This is a genomic window from Stenotrophomonas koreensis (assembly GCF_001431525.1).
GTDB classification, from domain to species: domain Bacteria; phylum Pseudomonadota; class Gammaproteobacteria; order Xanthomonadales; family Xanthomonadaceae; genus Stenotrophomonas; species Stenotrophomonas koreensis.
This window is the reverse complement of sequence record NZ_LDJH01000027.1, coordinates 29,468-51,414: the sequence shown is the minus strand read 5'-3', so window position 1 is coordinate 51,414 and position 21,947 is coordinate 29,468. Positions and strand designations below refer to the sequence as shown.

Annotated in this window: 15 protein-coding genes and 4 tRNA genes; 18 read left to right on the top strand and 1 reads right to left on the bottom strand. The window is 62.9% G+C overall.

The window, feature by feature from the left end; genetic code table 11:
- The first annotated feature begins 51 nt into the window (after positions 1-51).
- Complete coding sequence (gene pth, locus ABB25_RS12705; protein WP_057667362.1) at positions 52-633, top strand: aminoacyl-tRNA hydrolase; 582 nt, start codon at positions 52-54, stop codon at positions 631-633.
- A 62-nt stretch (positions 634-695) separates the two neighbouring features.
- Positions 696-1,787: a redox-regulated ATPase YchF gene (gene ychF, locus ABB25_RS12700; protein WP_057667359.1), complete on the top strand. Its 1,092-nt coding sequence runs from the start codon at positions 696-698 to the stop codon at positions 1,785-1,787.
- A gap of 133 nt (positions 1,788-1,920) precedes the next feature.
- Here the strand turns inward: ychF and ABB25_RS12695 are convergent, their stop codons facing one another.
- Positions 1,921-4,710: a TonB-dependent receptor plug domain-containing protein gene (locus ABB25_RS12695; RefSeq protein WP_057667357.1), complete on the bottom strand. Its 2,790-nt coding sequence runs from the start codon at positions 4,708-4,710 to the stop codon at positions 1,921-1,923.
- A 186-nt stretch (positions 4,711-4,896) separates the two neighbouring features.
- Between ABB25_RS12695 and ABB25_RS12690 the strand changes: the two genes are divergently transcribed.
- The 16 genes from ABB25_RS12690 (at position 4,897) to rpsL (ending at position 21,946) form a co-directional block, all read left to right on the top strand.
- Positions 4,897-5,928: a cyanophycinase gene (locus ABB25_RS12690; protein ID WP_152981218.1), complete on the top strand. Its 1,032-nt coding sequence runs from the start codon at positions 4,897-4,899 to the stop codon at positions 5,926-5,928.
- Positions 5,929-5,980: 52 nt separating this feature from the next.
- Positions 5,981-6,997 (top strand): isoaspartyl peptidase/L-asparaginase family protein, encoded by a 1,017-nt coding sequence (locus tag ABB25_RS12685; RefSeq protein ID WP_057667354.1) that lies wholly within the window; start codon positions 5,981-5,983, stop codon positions 6,995-6,997.
- A gap of 139 nt (positions 6,998-7,136) precedes the next feature.
- Positions 7,137-7,222, top strand: a tRNA-Tyr gene (locus ABB25_RS12680).
- Between the two features lie 26 nt (positions 7,223-7,248).
- Positions 7,249-7,322 (top strand) — tRNA-Gly (locus ABB25_RS12675).
- A gap of 28 nt (positions 7,323-7,350) precedes the next feature.
- Positions 7,351-7,426: transfer RNA gene (locus ABB25_RS12670), tRNA-Thr, on the top strand.
- 40 nt (positions 7,427-7,466) lie between these two features.
- Entirely contained in the window at positions 7,467-8,657 is a 1,191-nt protein-coding gene (gene tuf, locus ABB25_RS12665) for an elongation factor Tu (RefSeq protein ID WP_057667326.1), read from the top strand.
- Positions 8,658-8,783: 126 nt separating this feature from the next.
- Positions 8,784-8,859 (top strand) — tRNA-Trp (locus tag ABB25_RS12660).
- A gap of 52 nt (positions 8,860-8,911) precedes the next feature.
- Positions 8,912-9,316: a preprotein translocase subunit SecE gene (gene secE, locus ABB25_RS12655; protein ID WP_057667352.1), complete on the top strand. Its 405-nt coding sequence runs from the start codon at positions 8,912-8,914 to the stop codon at positions 9,314-9,316.
- A 10-nt stretch (positions 9,317-9,326) separates the two neighbouring features.
- Positions 9,327-9,887, top strand: a complete 561-nt coding sequence (nusG, locus tag ABB25_RS12650) for a transcription termination/antitermination protein NusG (RefSeq protein ID WP_057667344.1) — start codon at positions 9,327-9,329, stop codon at positions 9,885-9,887.
- A gap of 199 nt (positions 9,888-10,086) precedes the next feature.
- Positions 10,087-10,515, top strand: coding sequence for a 50S ribosomal protein L11 (rplK, locus tag ABB25_RS12645; protein WP_057667341.1), 429 nt, complete (start codon positions 10,087-10,089; stop codon positions 10,513-10,515).
- Between the two features lie 4 nt (positions 10,516-10,519).
- Positions 10,520-11,218, top strand: a complete 699-nt coding sequence (gene rplA / locus ABB25_RS12640) for a 50S ribosomal protein L1 (RefSeq protein ID WP_057667339.1) — start codon at positions 10,520-10,522, stop codon at positions 11,216-11,218.
- Positions 11,219-11,557: 339 nt separating this feature from the next.
- Positions 11,558-12,091 carry a 50S ribosomal protein L10 gene (rplJ, locus tag ABB25_RS12635; RefSeq protein WP_057667337.1) on the top strand — a complete coding sequence of 178 codons (534 nt, stop codon included), beginning with the start codon at positions 11,558-11,560 and terminating at the stop codon, positions 12,089-12,091.
- A gap of 63 nt (positions 12,092-12,154) precedes the next feature.
- Complete coding sequence (rplL, locus tag ABB25_RS12630; RefSeq protein ID WP_057667335.1) at positions 12,155-12,520, top strand: 50S ribosomal protein L7/L12; 366 nt, start codon at positions 12,155-12,157, stop codon at positions 12,518-12,520.
- A gap of 310 nt (positions 12,521-12,830) precedes the next feature.
- Complete coding sequence (gene rpoB / locus ABB25_RS12625) at positions 12,831-17,021, top strand: DNA-directed RNA polymerase subunit beta (RefSeq protein ID WP_057667333.1); 4,191 nt, start codon at positions 12,831-12,833, stop codon at positions 17,019-17,021.
- A 90-nt stretch (positions 17,022-17,111) separates the two neighbouring features.
- The gene (gene rpoC, locus ABB25_RS12620) at positions 17,112-21,353 is read left to right on the top strand and encodes a DNA-directed RNA polymerase subunit beta' (RefSeq protein ID WP_057667331.1); all 4,242 of its coding nucleotides are present in this window, start codon (positions 17,112-17,114) and stop codon (positions 21,351-21,353) included.
- 218 nt (positions 21,354-21,571) lie between these two features.
- A complete protein-coding gene (rpsL, locus tag ABB25_RS12615; protein ID WP_057638815.1) occupies positions 21,572-21,946 on the top strand; it encodes a 30S ribosomal protein S12 in 375 nt (124 codons plus the stop codon).
- The last annotated feature ends 1 nt before the right edge of the window (position 21,947 follow it).

Sequence of the window (21,947 nt, the reverse complement as noted above, 5' to 3'; positions counted from 1 at the left end):
TACAGGGCCCGCCACTGGCGGGCCCTGTCATGAAGGAGTCGCAGAGCGGACATGAGTGGTCTGAAACTGATCGTCGGCCTGGGCAACCCCGGTGCCGAACATGCCCGAACCCGGCACAACGCCGGGTTTCATTTCGTTGAAGCCCTGGCAGAAAAGGCCGGTGCACGCTGGAGCGTGGACGCCAAGCTGTTCGGGCAGACCTGCAAGGTGGATATCGCCGGGCAAGCGGTCTGGTTGCTCAAGCCGGCCACCTTCATGAACCTGTCTGGCAAGTCGGTGATTGCTGCCCAGCAGTTCTGGAAAATTGCGCCCGAGCAGACCTTGGTGGCGCATGACGAGCTGGATCTGGCTGCTGGTGTTGCCCGCTTGAAGTTTGACGGCGGCCATGGCGGCCAGAACGGCCTGCGCGACATCATCCGCCTGCTCGGACATGGCCGGTTCCACCGTCTGCGCGTCGGCATTGGCCATCCCGGCAGCAAGGAGCGGGTGGTTGGCTGGGTGCTCTCGCGCCCGGGCAGTGATGAGCAGATCCTGCAGGATCGGGCCATCGATGCCGCCATCGATGTACTGCCGCTGGCGGTGGCAGGTGATTTCAACGAGGCGATGAAGCGCCTTCATACCACCAAAACGTGATTGGGCAGTGCCGGCTTGCGAGCCGATAGCGCCCAGTCTCGAAACTATTGCGGAGCAATCTCATGGGTATCAAATGCGGCATCGTCGGCCTGCCCAACGTCGGCAAGTCGACCCTGTTCAACGCCCTGACCAAGGCCGGCATCGCCGCGGCCAACTTCCCGTTCTGCACCATCGAGCCGAACACCGGCATCGTGCCGGTGCCGGACCCGCGCCTGGATGCACTGGCGGCCATCGTCAAGCCCGAGCGCGTGATCCCGACCACGATGGAGTTCGTGGACATCGCTGGCCTGGTGGCCGGCGCCTCCAAGGGTGAGGGCCTGGGCAACAAGTTCCTGGCCCACATCCGCGAGACCGACGCCATCGCCCACGTGGTGCGCTGCTTCGAAGATGGCAACGTGATCCACGTGGCCAACAAGGTCGATCCGATCGCCGACATCGACACCATCGACACCGAGCTGGCGCTGGCTGACCTGGAATCAGTGCTCAAGGCGCTGGACCGTGCCACCCGCGCAGCCAAGGCCAATGACAAGGAAGCGCTGGCCCGCAAGCCGGTGCTGGAAAAGCTGGTGGCCGTGCTCGACCAGGGCCGTTCGGCCCGCTCGGCCGGGCTGGATGCCGAGGAAAAGGCCCTGGTCCGTGACATGTTCCTGATCACCCTCAAGCCGCTGATGTACATCGCCAACGTGGCCGAGGACGGGTTCGAGAACAACCCGCATCTGGACGCGGTGCGTGCGCGTGCGCAGGAAGAGGGTGCCGAAGTGGTGCCGGTGTGCGCTGCCATCGAGGAAGAGCTGTCCCAGCTGGAGGACGCCGACCGCGACGAGTTCCTCAAGGACCTGGGGCTGGACGAGCCGGGCCTGAACCGCGTCATCCGCGCCGGTTACAAGCTGCTCGGCCTGCAGACCTACTTCACCGCCGGGGTGAAGGAAGTGCGCGCCTGGCAGCTGCGTGCCGGTTCCACCGCGCCGCAGGCTGCCGGCGTCATCCATACCGATTTCGAACGTGGTTTCATCCGCGCCGAAACCATTGGCTATGACGACTTCATCAACCTCAAGGGCGAGGCCGGTGCCAAGGAAGCCGGGCGCCTGCGCCTGGAGGGCAAGGACTACATCGTCAAGGAAGGCGACGTGCTGCATTTCCGCTTCAACGTCTGATTGATGCGACCGGTTTGAAGAACCCGCCGCAAGGCGGGTTTTTTGTGCGCGGTGTTTGCTGCGATGGCTGCGCAGGGGGTAAACAAGAACGCCCCGCAATGCGGGGCGTTCCCATGCAGGCTCAAGCCGCGTCTTACAGTGCGGCCCCGCCCAGCTTCCAGGTGACCTGCAGGTAGTAGCTGCGGCCTACCGAACTGAACCAGGAGGTGTCGTAGTACGGGTAGTTGGCCCAGGTGGCGTCCTTGGGCGGCATCTTGTTGAACAGGTTGTTCACCGACAGGGCCACGCGCAGATGGCTGTTGATGTCATAGCGCGCACTGGCGTTGAAGCGCCAGGTCGAGTCGGTCCAGGCATCGTTGTCATAGTTGGCCACCCGGCCCAGGTAGTTGCCGAACAGGCTGGCACCGAAGGCGTCCTTGTCCCAGCTCAGGCCCAGGTTGCCCTTGTTGCTGGGCAGGGTGGTGGCACTGAAGCTGACATCGAGCATGTCCTCATAGGCATCGCCCGGATACAGCTGACGCTCGTGCTGGCGCGCCCAGGTGTAGCTGCCGTTGAGGTGGAAGTTGCCGGCCGTGGCGGTGCTGAAACGGTAGCTGGCGCTGACGTCCAGGCCCGAGGTTTCTTCGTTTGCGATGTTGATCGGGGCGAACAGCACGCTGGTGATTTCGCCATCGGCATCGCGGATCACCCGGGCCAGCGCATCCACACAGGTCGGCGAGGTGATGTCCACGCTGGCGCCGTCATCGGTCACGCCCAGGCGGCAGTCCGCTTCGGTGCTGCGCAGCAGCTCACGATCCTGCACCTGGACCTGGTTGCTGATCTTGATGCGGTAGTAGTCCACGCTCAGGTCCAGCCCGGCCAGCGGGGAGAACACGAAACCGGCCGAGAACGACTTGCTGGTTTCCACGTCCAGGTTCTGGTTGCCGGAATAGACGTCAAAGGTGCTGACGTCCCAGCTGCCGTCGTCATAGCACTCACCATCGCTGAAGCCGGGCTCGTCGCTGCGGCAGGCGTAGTAGTCGGTGGCGTAGCGGGTGCGGTAGTAGTCCTCGCCGGCAAACAGGTAGTGCATGTCCGGGGCACGGAAGCCGGTGCCGTAGGAGCTGCGCACCAGCAGGCTGTCCAGAGGACGCCATTCCAGGCCCAGACTGTAGGTGAACTTGCCCGGGTCCTGGTCGCCGTAGCTGTAGCGGTCATAGCGGCCGGCCACGCTGGCCTGGAGGGAATCCAGCAGCGGCAGGCGCAGCTCGCCGGCGGCACTCCAGCGGTCACGCTCGCCAGAGCCATCGCCGTAGCGCGGGCCGTAGTAGGCGTCTTCGGTCAGGGCCAGCGGGTCCGGGTTGATCGCATAGGACTGTTGGCCGTATTCCACGGTGCCGGCAAAGCCGACATCACCGGCCGGCAGGGTGAACAGGGCGCTGTTGCTGAAGGTGAGGTTGAGGTTGTCGTTGTCGGCCTTCGGCTTGAAGGTGGACATCACCCCGAATGTGGCGAAATCGGCCGGCGATACCGGCGAGAACAGTTTTGCCGGGTCGGGGTTGTAGATTGCATAGCCCGAGGAGGTGTAACCGAGCAGCGGGCCGAGGAAGTATTCATTGGCAGCAGCAGCGCGGATGCGCGGCATGTCCACATCGGCCTTGTACTGGGAATGGTTGTAGGCGGCCTCCCAGTCCCAGTTCTCGCCCAGGCGGCCCTGCAGGCCGGTGGTGATGGAGAAGGTCTTCTGGGTGGTGGTGTTCATGCGGTTTTCCAGCCCGCCCACTTCTTCCGGGCTGAACTGGCGTGACCAGATTTCGCGGTTGTCGGTGGCCTGGTTGTAGAACACCTTGGCGCTGTTGTTGTTGCGCGAAGCCGGGTCATGGAATTCCCAGCCCATGTGGTCGCTGGCCACGTCATTGCCGTTGGTGCCGGTGAGCAGCTTGACCTTCTGGTGGCCCAGCTGGAGGTCGGCAAACCAGGCCAGGTCCTCGTTGAAGCGGTACTCAAACGCGCCGTAGGCGGTGGCGCCACGGCGCTCGTTCTCGATGGTGCGGTAGGCAATGGCGCGTTCGCTGCCGCACAGCGGCTCTCCATAGCGGTCTTCGGTCAGGACGGTGGTGCCGCCGTTGAGCCCGGCCATGGCCGAACAGTCGCCACTGGGGGCGACGTTGGTGTCGTCCTCCCAGTTCAGGCGCTGGGCGACCAGACGTGGCAGTCGGCGGCGCGCGGTTGGCGCATCGGCGGTGGAGTCCTGCACATCGCGCTCGTAGCCCCACAGCGGACTCTTGTCCTGCAGCTCGACGCCGACGATGCCGCTGAAGTTGTCCTTTTCAAAGCCGCCGGTCAGGGTCAGGCGATGCGAGTCGCCGCCACCCTCATGGGTATCGCCGTAGCGGTAGTCCACGGTCAGGCCGTCAGTGGATTTTTTCAGGATGAAGTTGATCACGCCGGCCATGGCGTCCGAGCCGTACACGGCCGAAGCACTGCCGGTGAGCACCTCGATGCGCTCGATCATCCCCAGCGGGATGTTGCCGATGTCGGTGAAGTTGCTGCGGCCGTTCAGTGGCAGCGGGAAATCGGCGATACGGCGGCCGTTGATCAGCACCAGGGTGTGGTTGGGGCCGAGGCCGCGCAGGTCCACGGCCTGGGCACCGGGGGTGGACTGGGCACCGGTGGTGTTCTGCTGGCCCTGCACGCTGCCGCTGTTCTGGCTCAGCGAGCGCAGCACATCAGGCACCGAGACCAGGCCGGCGGAGGCGATCTGCTCGGCGGTGATGACGGTGACCGGTGCCGGGCCTTCCACCTGGGCGCGGGCAATCCGCGAGCCGGTGACCTGCACGGTATCCAGCTGTTGCGGCGCGCTGGGCGATGACTGCGCCACTGCCGGCGCGGCAAGCGCCAGTAGCGCCAGTTGGATGGAACCGACCATGACATGTCTACGCATGAAAACTGACTCCTGGGCGCTACGGTTTGATGAAACTTCAGGTTTGGTTCGTGACACGATTCATGTGTCAGACAGGTGTATTCTGCGCCTAAATGTGATCCATTGGCTATTTCGATAAGTCTTATCGAATCAGTCGCTTACATCTGCAAGGGTGGTGTCGTGGGGCGGCGCAAAGCATTTTTTCTGGTGGGATTGCTGGTTGCGCTGGCGGCATGTGGCAAGCCCGGGCCGGCACCGGTGGTGCATCGACAGCCGCTGCTGCGGGTGGAGCCGCTGCCGGTGGTGATGCAGCTGCCCGGCGTGCAGCAGTTTGCCATTGGCGACTGGCGACGTGACGGCGTTGCCGCCCCCAGTCCGGGCACGCTGCTGATGGGTGGCGGGCAGGAGGTTCCCTCGGCGATGCGCTGGTTTGCCGAGCGCGCCGGCGGCGGCCGGCTGCTGATCCTGCGCGCCTCCGGCGGCAGCGACATGCAGGAGTATTTCTACGAGGAAATTGGCGGTGTCAGCGCAGCACGCACCCTGGTTTTCACTGCCCGCAGCGCCGCCTTTGACCCCGAGGTGGCTGCCCTGATTGATCGCGCCGATGCGGTTTTCATTGCCGGCGGGGATCAGGCCCGTTACATCCGCTTCTGGAAAGACACCCCGGTGCAGCAGCTGTTGACCGCACACGTGCAGTCCGGCAAGCCGATCGGTGGTACCAGTGCGGGATTGGCGATTCTTGGTGGCTGGGCCTACGGTGCACTGGATGATGGCAGCATCGACAGCCTGTCGGCGCTGGCGGATCCGCTCGGCCAGGCCGTCACCCTGGAACAGGACTTTCTGCAGGTGCCCTGGTTGCGGGATGTGTTGACCGACACCCACTTCGGCCAGCGCGACCGCCAGGGCCGTTTGCTGGCCTTCGTCAACAAGGCGCGCAACCTGTCCGGCCAGCCCGTGGTTGGGCTGGGGGTGGATGAGGACGCGGCACTGGCCCTGGAGGCCGATGGTCGTGCCCGCCTGCATCGGCTCGATCCTGCCCATGTGGCCTGGTTGATTGCACCACAGTTGCCGGCCGAACAGCTGCAGCCCGGCCAGCACCTGCGCCAGGGCGAGGTTGCCGTCATCGGCATCAACGGTGAAAGTGAGCTGGACCTGGGCACCCTGGACGTGCACGCGCCAGCATTTCTGTACCGTGCACGTACTGACCAGGGGCAGTGGCAGCTGGATCGGTTGCAGTAATGACTCCGGCCGTGGTTGTGTGCGGCAATGGCATCTTCAATGAGGAAGTGTGATGCGTTCTTTGCTATGTGCAGGTGTGTTGTGTGCCAGTGCGCTGTTGACGGCAACGGCGATGGCGGCCGAGCCGTTGTTGTTGATCCATGGTGGGGCAGGGGTGGCGCCGGGTGATCTGGATGCGGCGGGCGAGGCGCGTGCACGTGCGGCCTTGCAGCGTGCCCTGCTGGCCGGTCATGCCCAGTTGTTGGCCGGCAAGTCTGCCGTGGATGCGGTGACGGCAGCGGTGACCGTGCTGGAGGATGACCCCAGTTTCAACGCCGGCCGCGGCGCGGTTTTCACCCATGACGGGCGCAATGAGCTGGATGCCTCGATCATGGATGGCCGCAGTGGCCAGGCCGGTGCGGTTGCCGGTCTACAGACGGTGAAAAACCCGATCACCCTGGCCCGTGCGGTGATGGAGAAGTCGCCGCACGTGATGATGGTGGGTCAGGGCGCGGAGGCGTTTGCCGCCGAGCAGGGGATCGAGCAGGTGGATCCGGCATGGTTCCGCACCGAGCATCGATGGCAGCAATTGCAGCGCGCGCTTGCCGAAGAGGCACAGCAACAGGCGCATGCAGATCTGGAAACGGCGAGGTACTTCGGCACCGTCGGCGCGGTGGCACGAGACCGCCAGGGCAGCCTGGCGGCGGCAACTTCCACCGGTGGCATGACCAACAAGCGCTATGGCCGGGTCGGTGACAGTCCGATCATCGGTGCCGGTACCTGGGCTGACGGACGCTGTGCCATTTCCGGTACCGGTTGGGGCGAGTTCTATATCCGTACCGTGGCCGCGCACAGCATCTGTGCACGGATGACCTACCTGGGAGAAAGCCCTGCACAGGCCGGCCAGGCAGTCATCAATGACCAGATCCCTGCACTGGGTGGCGATGGTGGTGCCATCATCCTGTCCGCCGATGGTGCCGCGGCCGCGCCGTTCAATACGCCAGGGATGTACCGTGGTTGGATCGGTGCCGACGGCGTGCCGCATGTGGCGGTCTTTGCCGGTGAGCAACTGCCGTTGCCGGGGCAGTGAGGGTCATTCAACTGCCTTGTCAAAAAAGTTGTGCAAATGTGAATTTTTTTGTTGACAAGGCACTTTGAACCTCACAAAATAGCGGCTCACCCACCCCGGACTGGATTGGCCTTCAGTCATTGATAGCGGGGTCGGCGACGGAGGGATACCCAAGCGGCCAACGGGGGCAGACTGTAAATCTGCTGTCTTACGACTTCGGTGGTTCGAATCCACCTCCCTCCACCATATTCCATTATGGCGGCACCCCCGAGGCGGGAGTAGTTCAATGGTAGAACCTCAGCCTTCCAAGCTGATGGTGCGGGTTCGATTCCCGTCTCCCGCTCCATTGAATTGTATGCCATAATAAAGAAATCGCTCACGTAGCTCAGTCGGTAGAGCACTTCCTTGGTAAGGAAGAGGTCGAAGGTTCGATTCCTTTCGTGAGCACCATCTACGTACCAGTCCCTTTTTTGATTCGAGATTAAGAGCCATGGCCAAGGGTAAGTTCGAACGTACCAAGCCGCACGTCAATGTCGGCACCATCGGTCACGTTGACCACGGTAAGACCACGCTGACTGCTGCGCTGACCAAGATCGGCGCCGAGCGCTTTGGTGGCGAATTCCACGCCTACGACGCGATCGACAAGGCTCCGGAAGAAAAGGCCCGTGGCATCACGATCTCGACCTCGCACGTCGAATACGAATCGGAAACCCGCCACTACGCCCACGTTGACTGCCCGGGTCACGCCGACTACGTCAAGAACATGATCACCGGTGCCGCCCAGATGGACGGCGCGATCCTGGTCTGCTCGGCTGCTGACGGCCCGATGCCGCAGACCCGCGAGCACATCCTGCTGTCGCGCCAGGTCGGCGTGCCGTACATCGTCGTGTTCCTGAACAAGGCCGACATGGTGGACGATGCCGAGCTGCTGGAACTGGTCGAGATGGAAGTGCGCGAGCTGCTGTCCAAGTACGACTTCCCGGGCGACGACACCCCGATCATCGCTGGCTCGGCCCGTGCCGCGCTGGAAGGTGACCAGTCGGAAATCGGCGTGCCGTCGATCCTGAAGCTGGTCGATGCGCTGGATACCTGGATCCCGACCCCGGAGCGCGACGTTGACAAGGCATTCCTGATGCCGGTCGAAGACGTGTTCTCGATCTCGGGCCGCGGCACCGTGGTGACCGGTCGTATCGAGCGCGGCGTGATCAAGGTTGGTGAAGAAATCGAGATCGTCGGTATCCGTCCGACCGTCAAGACCACCGTCACCGGCGTGGAAATGTTCCGCAAGCTGCTGGACCAGGGTCAGGCAGGCGACAATGCCGGTCTGCTGCTGCGCGGCACCAAGCGTGACGACGTCGAGCGTGGCCAGGTTCTGGCCAAGCCGGGTTCGATCAAGCCGCACACCCAGTTCGAAGCCGAAGTCTATGTCCTGTCCAAGGACGAAGGCGGCCGTCACACCCCGTTCTTCAAGGGCTACCGTCCGCAGTTCTACTTCCGTACCACCGACATCACCGGCGCCATCGAGCTGCCGGAAGGTGTTGAAATGGTGATGCCGGGCGACAATATCAAGATGTCCGTCACCCTGATCAACCCGGTGGCAATGGACGAAGGCCTGCGCTTTGCAATCCGTGAAGGTGGCCGCACCGTCGGCGCCGGCGTGGTTGCCAAGATCAACGCCTGAGTAATATCTGCTTCGGGGTGGCGGTTTGCGCCGCCATCCCGTGGCAAGCAAAGGAAGTGGTACGAAAGTATTCATTTCCAGCGGTGTCCCGCTGACATGCGGGTGTTGTAAATGCATCAAGCGCATACGCCAGTAGCTCAATTGGCAGAGCAGCGGTCTCCAAAACCGCAGGTTGGGGGTTCGAGTCCCTCCTGGCGTGCCACTTGCGACTCACAGCCGGTGGCTATATCGCCACTATCAAAACCAAGAGTCGGATGAACAGCAAGATCGAGCATAACAACGCTGCCACTGGTGGCGATATCGTTAAGTACGCAGCGGCCGGTCTTTTGCTGGTCGCAGGCCTGTTTTTCTGGTTCTGGTTTTCCGCTCCTGAGCGTGCCGCTCAGCTGGGCGCCTGGGCCTCCCAGATCCGCGGTCTGGCTGTCATCCTTGGCCTGGTCGCCGGCGGCGCGGTTTTCATGTTGACCGCTCTGGGCCGTTCGGCCCGCGAATTTCTTTCCGAATCCCGTTTTGAGCTGCGCAAGGTCGTTTGGCCGACGCGTCAGGAGGCGATCCGCATGACCTGGGTTGTGGTCATCGTGGTCATCATCCTGAGTCTGCTGCTGGGCGGGTTCGATTACATCATCCAGAAACTCACCCAGTGGATCCTGGGGCGTTGAGGAAAATACAATGAAGCGTTGGTACGTCGTTCACGCCTACTCGGGTTTTGAAAAGTCTGTCGCCCAGGCGTTGCGTGACCGCATTGCGCGTGCGGAGATGGAAGAGCGCTTTGGTGACGTGCTGGTTCCCACCGAAGAAGTGGTGGAAATGCGCGCCGGACAGAAGCGCCGTTCCGAGCGGAAGTTTTTCCCGGGTTACGTGCTGGTCCAGATCGAGACCCATGAAGAGGCTGGCATTCCGCGCATCGACAACGAAAGCTGGCACCTGGTCAAGGAAACACCGCGGGTAATGGGCTTCATTGGTGGCACTGCCGACCGTCCGTTGCCGATCCGTGACGAAGAGGCGGCAACCATCCTGGATCGTGTCCAGGAAGGTGTCGAGAAGCCGCGTCCGAAGGTGTTGTTCGAGCCGGGTCAGATGGTCCGCGTCATTGATGGTCCGTTCAACGACTTCAATGGTGTTGTCGAAGAGGTCAATTACGAGAAGAGCCGTGTCCGCGTGGCAGTCCTGATCTTCGGTCGTTCGACCCCGGTAGAGCTGGAGTTTGGTCAGGTCGAAAAGCAATCCTGAGCGCTTATTGAAGCGCGGTTGCAAGTTGGCTTGAAAAAGTTGTTATACTTGGCGGCTTACCCCATTCGGGGTGCTTGCCAAGCCTGGAGGCCGCCGCGAGGTGGCCTTCTTGTATGGTGAGACGCGATGCCGGGACGCGCGTGATTCCCGGCCCGATGGGGAGCCTGTTCGTCAAGGCGTCAGCACCCGGAGAATAATCATGGCTAAGAAAGTAATTGGCTACATCAAGCTGCAGGTGAAGGCCGGCCAGGCCAACCCGTCGCCGCCGGTTGGTCCGGCGCTGGGTCAGCGTGGTCTGAACATCATGGAGTTCTGCAAGGCGTTCAACGCAGCGACCTCCAAGCTGGAGCCGGGTCTGCCGACCCCGGTGATCATCACCGCGTACTCCGACCGTACCTTCACCTTCATCACCAAGAGCACCCCGGCCACCGTGCTGCTCAAGAAGGCTGCTGGTGTCTCGTCCGGCTCGAAGAAGCCGAACACCGACAAGGTCGGCACCGTCACCCGCGCCCAGCTGGAAGACATCGCCAAGGCCAAGGGAGCGGACCTGACTGCCGCTGACCTGGACGCCGCTGTGCGTACGATCGCGGGCTCGGCCCGTTCCATGGGCCTGAAGGTGGAGGGTTAATCACATGGCACAGACCAAGCGTGAGAAGGCCATCAAGGCCGCTATCGTTCCGGGCAAGGCTTATGGCTTTGACGAGGCGATCGAAATCCTGAAGAACACCGCCCGTGCCAAGTTCGTCGAGTCCATCGACGTGGCCGTGCGTCTGGGCGTTGACGCCCGTAAGTCTGACCAGCAGGTTCGCGGTTCCACCGTGCTGCCGGCCGGTACCGGCAAGACCGTGCGCGTTGCCGTGTTCGCACCGGCCGGTGCCAAGGCTGACGAAGCCCTGGCTGCTGGCGCCGATGCCGTTGGCATGGAAGACCTGGCCGAGAAGATGCAGGCCGGCGATCTGAACTACGACGTGGTCATTGCCACCCCGGACGCGATGCGCGTTGTCGGTAAGCTGGGCACCGTGCTGGGCCCGCGTGGCCTGATGCCGAACCCGAAGGTCGGCACCGTTTCGCCGAATCCGGCCGAAGCAGTGAAGAATGCCAAGGGTGGCCAGGTGCGTTACCGCACCGACAAGGCCGGCATCATCCACACCACCATCGGCAAGATCGACTTCACTGGTGAAGACCTGAAGTCGAACCTGACCGCACTGCTGCTGGATCTGATCAAGGCCAAGCCGGCGACTTCCAAGGGTACCTACCTGCAGAAGGTGTCGGTCAGCTCGACCATGGGTGGCGGCATCACCGTCGACCAGTCGTCGCTGAACCTGAAGTAATTGTTTGATGGTCGGGTCTGCGTCCTGCGCAGTCCCGGTCCCTTTTGAAGGCAACCGGCTGATCCATACGTGGGGATGCAGGTAGCCGTCAAAGACCGCAGGCGCGGTGCCGGTTCGCCCGGCATGGCTTAATCGATCCTCGATCAACCTGCGTAGATGGTGTCGCCCTTCTGGAGTTTTCTGGTTCAAGCAGGTCTGGGTTTCCCGGGTCGGCACCACTCCAGGTCTGGAACGACCACCAACGGAGCATCGTTTCGATGTTCCCGGTATTCAAGGATGAATGCTGTCTAGGACCGCACACGGCAGGAGCCGTAAGCGGAGTTCACTAGGAGGAGTGCAATGGCTCTCAATCTGTCCCAGAAGCAAGAAGTAGTCGCCGAGCTGGCAGACGTCGCCGCCAAGGCCCACTCCTTGATCGCAGCCGAATACGCTGGCACCACGGTCGCCCAAATGACCGCGATGCGCAAGCAGGCTCGTGAAACCGGCGTTTTCTTGAAGGTTGTCAAGAACACCCTGGCTTCGCGTGCCGTTGAAGGCACCGATTTCGCATGCGCCAAGGACCAGCTGGTTGGTCCGCTGCTGTATGCGTTCTCGCTCGAGGAGCCCGGCGCTGCCGGTCGCCTGATCAAGGATGCCGCCAAGGGCAATGACAAGCTGAAGGCGAAAGTCGTGGCAATCGGCGGGGAACTGTTCCCGGCTGGCCACGTTGACGTGCTGGCATCGCTGCCGACCCGTGATCAGGCCCTGGCCATGCTGGCCCGCGTCCTGACCGAGCCGGTCACCATGTTCGCGCGCGCCGTCAAGGCTGTCGGTGAAAAGCAGGAAGGCGGTGCAGCTGCAGAAGCTGCCGAGCCGGCTGCTGAAACCGCCTAAGTTCGACGTCTCCGTGGTTCCTTGCGGAACCCCAATCCAGAATATTTTCAAAAGGTAATCAAAATGTCCCTTACCAATGATCAGATCGTCGACGCAATCGCCGAAAAGTCCCTGATGGAAGTGATGGAGCTGGTCAAGGCCATCGAAGAGAAGTTCGGCGTTTCCGCCGCTGCTCCGGTTGCCGTTGCCGCTGCCGGCCCGGCCGCTGCTGTTGAAGAGCAGACCGAGTTCACCGTCACCCTGAAGTCGGCTGGCGAGAAGAAGGTCGAAGTCATCAAGGCTGTCCGCGCCATCACCGGCCTGGGCCTGAAGGAAGCCAAGGACCTGGCCGAAGCCGGCGGCGTCCTGAAGGAAGCTGCGTCCAAGGACGAAGCCGAGAAGATGAAGAAGGACCTGGAAGCTGCTGGCGCGACTGTCGAAGTCAAGTAAGCACTCCATTGCGTCGCCATTGCATTTGCGGCGATGCAGCCAAGGCTGGGGGCTTTTGCCCCCGGCCTTTGGTCGTTTCAAGCGGTGGTTCGCTGCCGTAGCGTAAAAAAGCCCAACGTGGGCTGCAGTCCTGAACCTGATGATCGGCCGCCGCAGGCGCCGGGCAGGGCAGTGAGGCAGTCGAGTTGGCAGTTGGAAGCAGCGGGAGAAGGCGTGCTGGTGCCGGCAATACCAGTGGTTTCCAACTGACAATTTTCAAGTTCCCTGACGAGCCGTGGACGCACGCCTCGCACACCCAAGGTGAGACCCAATGACGTCATATTCGTTCACCGAAAAAAAGCGCATCCGCAAGGATTTCGGCAAGCAGCGCTCGATCCTGGAGGTGCCGTTCCTGCTCGCCATCCAGGTCGATTCCTACCGTGAGTTCCTGCAGGAAGACCTGGAGCCGGCCAAGCGCCGTGACATCGGTCTGCATGCAGCACTGAAGTCGGTATTCCCGATTTCCAGCTACAGCGGCAATGCCGCCCTGGAATATGTCGGCTACAAGCTCGGCGATCCGGTGTTTGACGAGCGCGAGTGCCGCCAGCGTGGCATGAGCTACGGTGCGCCGCTGCGCGTGACCGTGCGCCTGGTCATCTATGACAAGGAGTCCTCGACCAAGGCGATCAAGTACGTCAAGGAACAGGAAGTCTATCTGGGCGAAATCCCGCTGATGACCGAGAACGGTACGTTCATCGTCAACGGCACCGAGCGCGTGATCGTGTCCCAGCTGCACCGTTCGCCCGGTGTGTTCTTCGACCACGACCGTGGCAAGACCCACAGCTCGGGCAAGCTGCTGTACAGCGCCCGTATCATTCCTTACCGCGGCTCCTGGCTGGATTTCGAATTCGACCCGAAGGATGCGCTGTACACCCGTATCGACCGTCGCCGCAAGCTGCCGGTGTCGGTGCTGCTGCGTGGCCTGGGCTACTCCAACGAGGAGATGCTGGCCGAGTTCTTCGACATCAACACCTTCCACATCGACCCGAGCGAGGGCGTGCAGCTGGAGCTGGTGCCGGAGCGTCTGCGTGGCGAAACCCTGAACTTCGACCTGGCCGATGGCGACAAGGTCATTGTCGAGGCCGGCAAGCGCATCACCGCCCGTCATATCCGCCAGCTGGAGCAGTCGGGCATTGCTGCCCTGGCCGTGCCGGACGAGTACCTGGTCGGGCGCATCCTGGCCCATGACGTGATCGACGCCAACACCGGCGAGCTGCTGGCCCAGGCCAACGACGAGATCACCGACGACCAGCTGCAGGCCTTCCGCAAGGCCGGCGTGGATTCGGTCGGCACCCTGTGGGTGAACGATCTGGACCGCGGCCCGTACCTGTCCAACACCCTGCGCATCGACAACACCAAGACCCAGCTCGAGGCCCTGGTGGAAATCTACCGCATGATGCGTCCGGGCGAGCCGCCGACCAAGGATGCCGCGCAGAACCTGTTCCACAACCTGTTCTTCACCTTCGAGCGCTACGACCTGTCCACGGTCGGCCGCATGAAGTTCAACCGCCGTGTCGGCCGCAAGGAAGTCACCGGCGAAGCCGTGCTGTACGACAAGAAGTACTTTGCCGAGCGCAATGACGAGGAGTCCAAGCGTCTGGTCGCCACCCATGGCGAGAGCTCGGACATCCTGGACGTGATCAAGGTCCTGACCGAGATCCGCAACGGCCGTGGCGTGGTCGATGACATCGACCACCTGGGCAACCGTCGCGTGCGTTCGGTTGGCGAAATGGCCGAGAACGTGTTCCGCGTCGGCCTGGTCCGCGTCGAGCGTGCGGTCAAGGAGCGGCTGTCGATGGCCGAATCCGAAGGCCTGACCCCGCAGGAACTGATCAACGCCAAGCCGGTGGCCGCCGCGATCAAGGAGTTCTTCGGCTCCTCGCAGCTGTCCCAGTTCATGGACCAGAACAACCCGCTGTCGGAAGTGACCCACAAGCGTCGCGTCTCGGCCCTGGGCCCGGGCGGCCTGACCCGTGAGCGCGCCGGCTTCGAAGTGCGCGACGTGCACCCGACCCATTACGGCCGTGTCTGCACCATCGAAACCCCGGAAGGTCCGAACATCGGCCTGATCAACTCGCTGGCCGTGTTCGCCCGCACCAACCAGTACGGTTTCCTCGAGACCCCGTACCGGAAGGTCGTGGACGGCAAGGTGAGCGACGACGTCGAATACCTGTCGGCGATCGAGGAAAACGAATACGTCATCGCCCAGGCCAATGCACTGCTGGACAACAACAGCATGCTGACCGAGACCTTCGTGCCGTGCCGTTACCAGGGCGAATCGCTGCTCAAGCCGCCGCATGAAGTGCACTTCATGGACGTCTCGCCGATGCAGACCGTGTCGGTCGCTGCGGCGCTGGTGCCGTTCCTGGAGCACGATGACGCCAACCGCGCCCTGATGGGCGCCAACATGCAGCGTCAGGCCGTGCCGACCCTGCGTGCGCAGAAGCCGCTGGTCGGTACCGGTATCGAACGCGCCGTGGCACGTGACTCCGGTGTGACCGTCAATGCCCGTCGCGGTGGTGTGGTCGAGCAGATCGATGCTGCACGCGTCGTGGTCAAGGTCAACGAGAACGAGATCGTCGGTGACACCGATGCCGGCGTGGATATCTACCCGCTGATCAAGTACACCCGTTCCAACCAGAACACCTGCATCAACCAGCGTCCGCTGGTGAACGTCGGTGACGTGATCGCCCGTGGCGACGTGCTGGCTGACGGCCCGTCCACCGACATCGGCGAGCTGGCCCTTGGCCAGAACATGCTGATCGCGTTCATGCCGTGGAACGGCTACAACTTCGAAGACTCCATCCTGCTGTCCGAGCGCGTGGTGGAAGAGGATCGTTACACCACGATCCACATCGAAGAGCTGACCTGCGTTGCGCGTGACACCAAGCTGGGGCCGGAAGAGATCTCGGCCGACATCCCGAACGTGTCCGAGCAGGCGCTCAACCGCCTGGACGAGTCCGGCGTGGTCTACATCGGTGCCGAAGTGCGTGCCGGCGACATCATGGTCGGCAAGGTCACCCCGAAGGGCGAAAGCCAGCTGACCCCGGAAGAGAAGCTGCTGCGCGCGATCTTCGGCGAGAAGGCTTCGGACGTGAAGGACAGCTCGCTGCGCGTGCCGCCGGGCATGGACGGCACCGTCATCGACGTGCAGGTCTTCACCCGCGACGGTATCGAGAAGGACAAGCGCGCCCGTCAGATCGAAGAATCTGAAATCAAGCGCGTCAAGAAGGACTTCGACGACCAGTTCCGCATCCTGGAAGGCGCCATCTACGCCCGCCTGCGTGGCGTGATCGTTGGCCGCGTTGCCAACGGCGGCCCGGGCCTGAAGAAGGGCGACACCATCACCGACGCCTACCTGGACGGCCTGAAGAAGTCCGACTGGTTCATGCTGCGGATGAAGGACGACGATGCCGCCGAGGCGATCGAGCGCGCCCAGATGCAGATCCAGATGCACGAGAAGGAATTCGAAGCCCGCTTTGCGGACAAGCGTTCCAAGATCACCCAGGGCGACGATCTGGCCCCGGGCGTGCTGAAGATGGTCAAGGTGTTCCTGGCCGTGAAGCGTCGCATCCAGCCGGGTGACAAGATGGCCGGCCGCCACGGCAACAAGGGTGTGGTCTCCAATGTGGTGCCGGTGGAAGACATGCCGTACATGGCTGACGGCCGTACCGTGGACATCTGCTTGAACCCGCTGGGCGTGCCGTCGCGCATGAACATCGGCCAGATCCTGGAAGTGCATCTGGGCTGGGCCGCCAAGGGCCTGGGCAAGCGCATCCAGAAGATGCTCGACGAAAAGCGCGCCGTGCTCGAGCTGCGTGAGTTCCTGAACAAGGTCTACAACCACGATGCGGCCAACGCCGGCAACCGCGTTGACCTGGACCAGTTCTCCGACGAGGAGCTGCTGAACCTGGCCCGCAACCTGACCGACGGCGTGCCGATGGCCACCCCGGTGTTCGATGGTGCCTACGAGGACGAAATCCGGCAGATGCTGGAGCTGGCCTACCCGGATGAGGATCCGGAAACCGGTCTGCTCGGTTTCAACGCCACCAAGACCCAGATGCAGCTGTACGACGGCCGCACCGGTGAGGCGTTCGACCGCAAGACCACCGTTGGCTACATGCACTACCTGAAGCTGCACCACCTGGTCGACGACAAGATGCACGCCCGTTCGACCGGCCCGTACTCGCTGGTGACCCAGCAGCCGCTGGGTGGCAAGGCGCAGTTCGGTGGCCAGCGCTTCGGTGAAATGGAAGTCTGGGCGCTGGAAGCCTACGGCGCGGCCTATACCCTGCAGGAAATGCTGACGGTGAAGTCCGACGACGTGCAGGGCCGCAACCAGATGTACAAGAACATCGTTGACGGTGAACACGAGATGGTTGCCGGCATGCCGGAATCCTTCAACGTGCTGGTCAAGGAAATCCGCTCGCTGGGCATCAACATCGAGCTGGAAGAGCACTGAGCAGGTACGCGCGGGGAGTAATCCTCCCCGCGCTGCCCAAGTGATCCCGAACGCCTCATCGATACGAATTCCTCCTTTCGGAGAAAACCAATGAAAGACCTGCTCAACCTCTTCAACCAGCAGCGCCAGACGCTGGATTTTGACGCGATCAAGATCGGCCTGGCCTCGCCGGAACTGATCCGCTCGTGGTCGTACGGCGAAGTGAAGAAGCCGGAAACCATCAACTACCGCACCTTCAAGCCGGAGCGTGACGGCCTGTTCTGTGCCGCCATCTTCGGCCCGGTCAAGGACTACGAGTGCCTGTGCGGCAAGTACAAGCGCATGAAGCACCGCGGTGTGGTCTGCGAAAAGTGCGGCACCGAAGTGACCCTGGCCAAGGTGCGCCGCGAGCGCATGGGCCATATCGACCTGGCTTCGCCGGTGGCGCACATCTGGTTCCTGAAGTCGCTGCCGAGCCGCATCGGCCTGATGCTGGACATGACCCTGCGCGACATCGAGCGCGTGCTGTACTTCGAGGCCTACGTGGTCACCGAGCCGGGCCTGACCACGCTGGAGCGTCGTCAGCTGCTCAACGAAGAGCAGTACATGCAGGCCCGCCAGGAGCACGGCGACGACTTCGATGCCGCGATGGGCGCCGAGGCCGTGTTCGACCTGCTGCGCACCATCGACCTGCAGTCGGAAATGGTCCGCCTGAAGGAAGAAATTGCTTCCACCGGTTCGGAAACCAAGCTCAAGCGTCTGACCAAGCGCATCAAGCTGGTCGAAGCCTTCCTGGAGTCGGGCAACCGTCCGGAGTGGATGGTGATGACCGTGCTGCCGGTGCTGCCGCCGGACCTGCGTCCGCTGGTGCCGCTGGACGGTGGCCGCTTTGCGACCTCCGACCTGAACGACCTGTACCGCCGCGTCATCAACCGCAACAACCGCCTGCGCCGCCTGCTCGAGCTCAATGCGCCGGACATCATCGTGCGCAACGAAAAGCGCATGCTGCAGGAATCGGTTGACGCGCTGCTGGACAACGGCCGTCGCGGCCGCGCCATCACCGGCACCAACAAGCGCCCGCTGAAGTCGCTGGCCGACATGATCAAGGGCAAGCAGGGTCGTTTCCGTCAGAACCTGCTGGGCAAGCGCGTGGACTACTCGGGTCGCTCGGTGATCACCGTCGGTCCGTACCTGCGCCTGCACCAGTGCGGCCTGCCGAAGAAGATGGCGCTGGAGCTGTTCAAGCCGTTCGTGTTCGCCAAGCTGCAGCGTCGTGGCCTGGCCACAACCATCAAGGCGGCCAAGAAGCTGGTCGAGCGCGAAGAAGGCGAAGTCTGGGACATCCTGGAAGAAGTCATCCGCGAGCATCCGGTGCTGCTGAACCGTGCGCCGACCCTGCACCGTCTGGGCATCCAGGCGTTCGAGCCGCTGTTGATCGAAGGCAAGGCCATCCAGCTGCACCCGCTGGTGTGTACCGCCTTCAACGCCGACTTCGACGGTGACCAGATGGCCGTGCACGTGCCGCTTTCGCTGGAAGCCCAGCTGGAAGCGCGTGCGCTGATGATGTCCACCAACAACATCCTGTCGCCGGCCAACGGCGAGCCGATCATCGTGCCGTCGCAGGACGTGGTGTTGGGCCTGTACTACCTCAGTCGTGCCCTGATCAACAAGAAGGGCGAGGGCATGGTGTTTGCCAACACCAACGAAGTGAAGCGCGCCTACGACAACCGCGTGGTCGAGCTGCACGCCAAGGTCAAGGTGCGCATCACCGAAACCGTGCGTGACGAGGACGGCAACAAGGTCAAGCAGAGCTCGATCGTGGACACCACCGTCGGCCGTGCGCTGCTGAGCGAAATCATGCCCGAAGGCCTGCCTTTCGAGCTGTGCAACACCGAGATGAGCAAGAAGAACATCTCGCGCCTGATCAACCAGTCCTACCGTCGTCTGGGCTTGAAGGACACCGTGGTGTTCGCCGACAAGCTGATGTACACCGGCTACGCCTACGCCACCCGCGCCGGTGTGTCGATCGGTATCGACGACATGCTGATCCCGGACGAGAAGAAGGGCATCCTGGGCGAAGCCGAGCAGGAAGTGGTCGAGATCCAGGAGCAGTACCAGTCCGGTCTGGTCACCGCCGGTGAGCGCTACAACAAGGTGGTCGACATCTGGTCGCGCACCAACGAGCGCATTGCCAAGGCGATGATGGAAACCATCGGTACCGAAAAGGTGGTCGATGCGGACGGCAAGATCGTCGACCAGAAGTCGATGAACTCGCTGTACATCATGGCCGACTCCGGTGCCCGTGGTAGCCAGGCGCAGATCCGCCAGCTGGCCGGCATGCGTGGCCTGATGGCCCGTCCGGACGGCTCGATCATCGAAACCCCGATCAAGGCCAACTTCCGCGAAGGCCTGAACGTGCAGGAGTACTTCAACTCCACCCACGGTGCCCGCAAGGGTCTGGCCGATACCGCGCTGAAGACCGCCAACTCCGGTTACCTGACCCGTCGTCTGGTCGACGTGGCCCAGGACGTGGTGATCACCGAGGTCGACTGCGGCACCCTGGAAGGCCTGACCATGACCCCGATCGTGGAAGGCGGCGATGTGGTGGAGCCGTTGAAGGACCGCGTGCTGGGTCGCGTCGTGGCCGAGGACGTGTTCCTGCCGGGCAACGACGAAGATCCGATCGTGACCCGCAATACCCTGCTCGACGAAGCCTGGGTGCAGACCCTGGAAGATGCCGGCGTGCAGACCATCAAGGTCCGTTCGACCATCACCTGTGAGTCGGCTTTCGGCGTGTGCTCGCACTGCTATGGCCGCGATCTGGCCCGTGGCCACATCGTCAACATCGGTGAAGCGGTCGGCGTCATCGCTGCCCAGTCCATCGGTGAGCCGGGTACCCAGCTGACGATGCGTACCTTCCACATCGGTGGTGCCGCTTCGCGTGCCGCTGCGGTGGACAACATCACCATCAAGACCACCGGTTCGGTCAAGTTCAACAACCTCAAGTCGGTTGAACATGCCAACGGCTCGCTGGTGGCGGTCTCGCGTTCGGGCGAAATCTCCGTGCTTGATCCGCACGGCCGTGAGCGCGAGCGCTACAAGCTGCCCTACGGTGCCACCATCCATGCCAAGGACGGTGCCGAGGTCAAGGCTGGCCAGACCGTGGTCAACTGGGATCCGCACAACCACCCGATCGTGTCCGAAGTGGCCGGTTTCGTCCGCTTCATCGACTTCATCGACGGCATCACCGTCATTGAAAAGACCGACGAACTGACCGGCCTGGCGTCGCGCGAGATCACCGATCCCAAGCGTCGTGGTTCGCAGGGCAAGGATCTGCGTCCGCTGGTGCGCATCGTCGATGCCAAGGGCAATGACCTGAGCATCCCGGGCACCGACATGCCGGCCCAGTACCTGCTGCCGCCGCGTTCGATCGTCAACCTGCAGGACGGTGCTCCGGTGGGCGTGGGCGACGTGGTTGCCAAGATCCCGCAGGAAGCCTCCAAGACCCGCGACATCACCGGTGGTCTGCCGCGTGTGGCCGACCTGTTCGAAGCCCGTCGTCCGAAGGACCCGGCCATCCTGGCCGAGCGTTCGGGTGTGGTCAGCTTCGGCAAGGACACCAAGGGCAAGCAGCGCCTGATCATCAAGGATGCTGACGGTGGCGAGCACGAAGAGCTGATTCCGAAGTACCGCCAGGTCATCGTGTTCGAAGGCGAGCACGTGGGCCGCGGTGAAACCATCGTCGATGGCGAGCCGAGCCCGCAGGACATCCTGCGCCTGAAGGGTGTGGAAGAACTGGCCCGTTACCTGGTCAAGGAAATCCAGGACGTTTACCGTCTGCAGGGCGTGAAGATCAACGACAAGCACATTGAAGTGATCTCGCGCCAGATGCTGCGCAAGGTGGAAATCACCGATGCCGGCGGCAGCAACTTCCTGGTGGGCGAGCAGGCCGAGCGTCAGCGCGTGGTCGAAGCCAATGCCAAGCTGGCTGCCCGTGGCGAGCTGCCGGTGCAGTTCGACCCGGTGCTGCTGGGCATCACCAAGGCCTCGCTGGCGACCGAGTCGTTCATCTCGGCGGCATCCTTCCAGGAAACCACCCGCGTGTTGACCGAGGCTGCCGTGCGTGGCACCAGCGATACGCTGCGCGGCCTGAAGGAAAACGTCATCGTCGGCCGCCTGATTCCGGCCGGTACCGGCTTGGCCTATCACAGCGCCCGCCGCCGCAATGCCGGTGGCCTGACCGATTCGGAAATGCAGACGCTTTCCGGCGTTCAGCCGGCAGCCGAAGAAGTGACTGCCACGGCAGTGGCTGCAGACGCCGATGTCGGGCAGGTGCAGGGTAGCGAAGAGTAAGCCGGTCCGGCCCTTCGGGGCCGGCCGATGACAACAGCAGCCGGCACGCCCAGGTGTGCCGGCTGCCGGTCGCGGAGGAGGAGGGGGTGCACGGCAGTGTCAGTTGACGCGGCTTTGCCTTCCTCGGTACAATCTCCGGTCTCGGTGGGTCAAAAAATCGACCTGCCTTCTATTATTAACGCATAGGCCCCCAGGGCCTCAATCAGAAGAAACCACTGATGGCGACGATCAACCAGCTGGTCCGCAAGCCGCGGCAGGCGACCACTTACAAGAGTGCCTCCCCGGCACTGGACAATTGCCCGCAGCGCCGTGGCGTTTGCACGCGCGTTTACACCACCACCCCGAAGAAGCCGAACTCGGCTCTCCGCAAGGTTGCCAAGGTTCGCCTGACCAACCAGGAAGAGGTCATCAGCTACATCGGTGGTGAAGGCCATAATCTGCAGGAGCACTCCGTGGTCCTGATCCGCGGTGGTCGAGTGAAGGATCTGCCGGGTGTGCGTTACCACACCGTCCGCGGTTCGCTCGATGCCGCCGGCGTCGCCAAGCGTCGCCAGGCTCGCTCCAAGTACGGCGCCAAGCGTCCGAAGGCCTAAG

Excerpts from the sequence above, each read along its gene's own strand:
- rplL (WP_057667335.1), top strand. The coding sequence starts at position 12,155 with ATGTCCCTTACCAATGATCAGATCGTCGACGCAATCGCCGAAAAGTCC.
- secE (WP_057667352.1), top strand. The coding sequence starts at position 8,912 with ATGAACAGCAAGATCGAGCATAACAACGCTGCCACTGGTGGCGATATC.
- ABB25_RS12685 (WP_057667354.1), top strand. The coding sequence starts at position 5,981 with ATGCGTTCTTTGCTATGTGCAGGTGTGTTGTGTGCCAGTGCGCTGTTG.
- pth (WP_057667362.1), top strand. The coding sequence starts at position 52 with ATGAGTGGTCTGAAACTGATCGTCGGCCTGGGCAACCCCGGTGCCGAA.
- rplK (WP_057667341.1), top strand. The coding sequence starts at position 10,087 with ATGGCTAAGAAAGTAATTGGCTACATCAAGCTGCAGGTGAAGGCCGGC.
- ABB25_RS12695 (WP_057667357.1), bottom strand. The coding sequence starts at position 4,710 with ATGCGTAGACATGTCATGGTCGGTTCCATCCAACTGGCGCTACTGGCG.
- nusG (WP_057667344.1), top strand. The coding sequence starts at position 9,327 with ATGAAGCGTTGGTACGTCGTTCACGCCTACTCGGGTTTTGAAAAGTCT.
- rpsL (WP_057638815.1), top strand. The coding sequence starts at position 21,572 with ATGGCGACGATCAACCAGCTGGTCCGCAAGCCGCGGCAGGCGACCACT.
- tuf (WP_057667326.1), top strand. The coding sequence starts at position 7,467 with ATGGCCAAGGGTAAGTTCGAACGTACCAAGCCGCACGTCAATGTCGGC.
- rplJ (WP_057667337.1), top strand. The coding sequence starts at position 11,558 with ATGGCTCTCAATCTGTCCCAGAAGCAAGAAGTAGTCGCCGAGCTGGCA.
- rplA (WP_057667339.1), top strand. The coding sequence starts at position 10,520 with ATGGCACAGACCAAGCGTGAGAAGGCCATCAAGGCCGCTATCGTTCCG.
- ychF (WP_057667359.1), top strand. The coding sequence starts at position 696 with ATGGGTATCAAATGCGGCATCGTCGGCCTGCCCAACGTCGGCAAGTCG.
- rpoC (WP_057667331.1), top strand. The coding sequence starts at position 17,112 with ATGAAAGACCTGCTCAACCTCTTCAACCAGCAGCGCCAGACGCTGGAT.
- rpoB (WP_057667333.1), top strand. The coding sequence starts at position 12,831 with ATGACGTCATATTCGTTCACCGAAAAAAAGCGCATCCGCAAGGATTTC.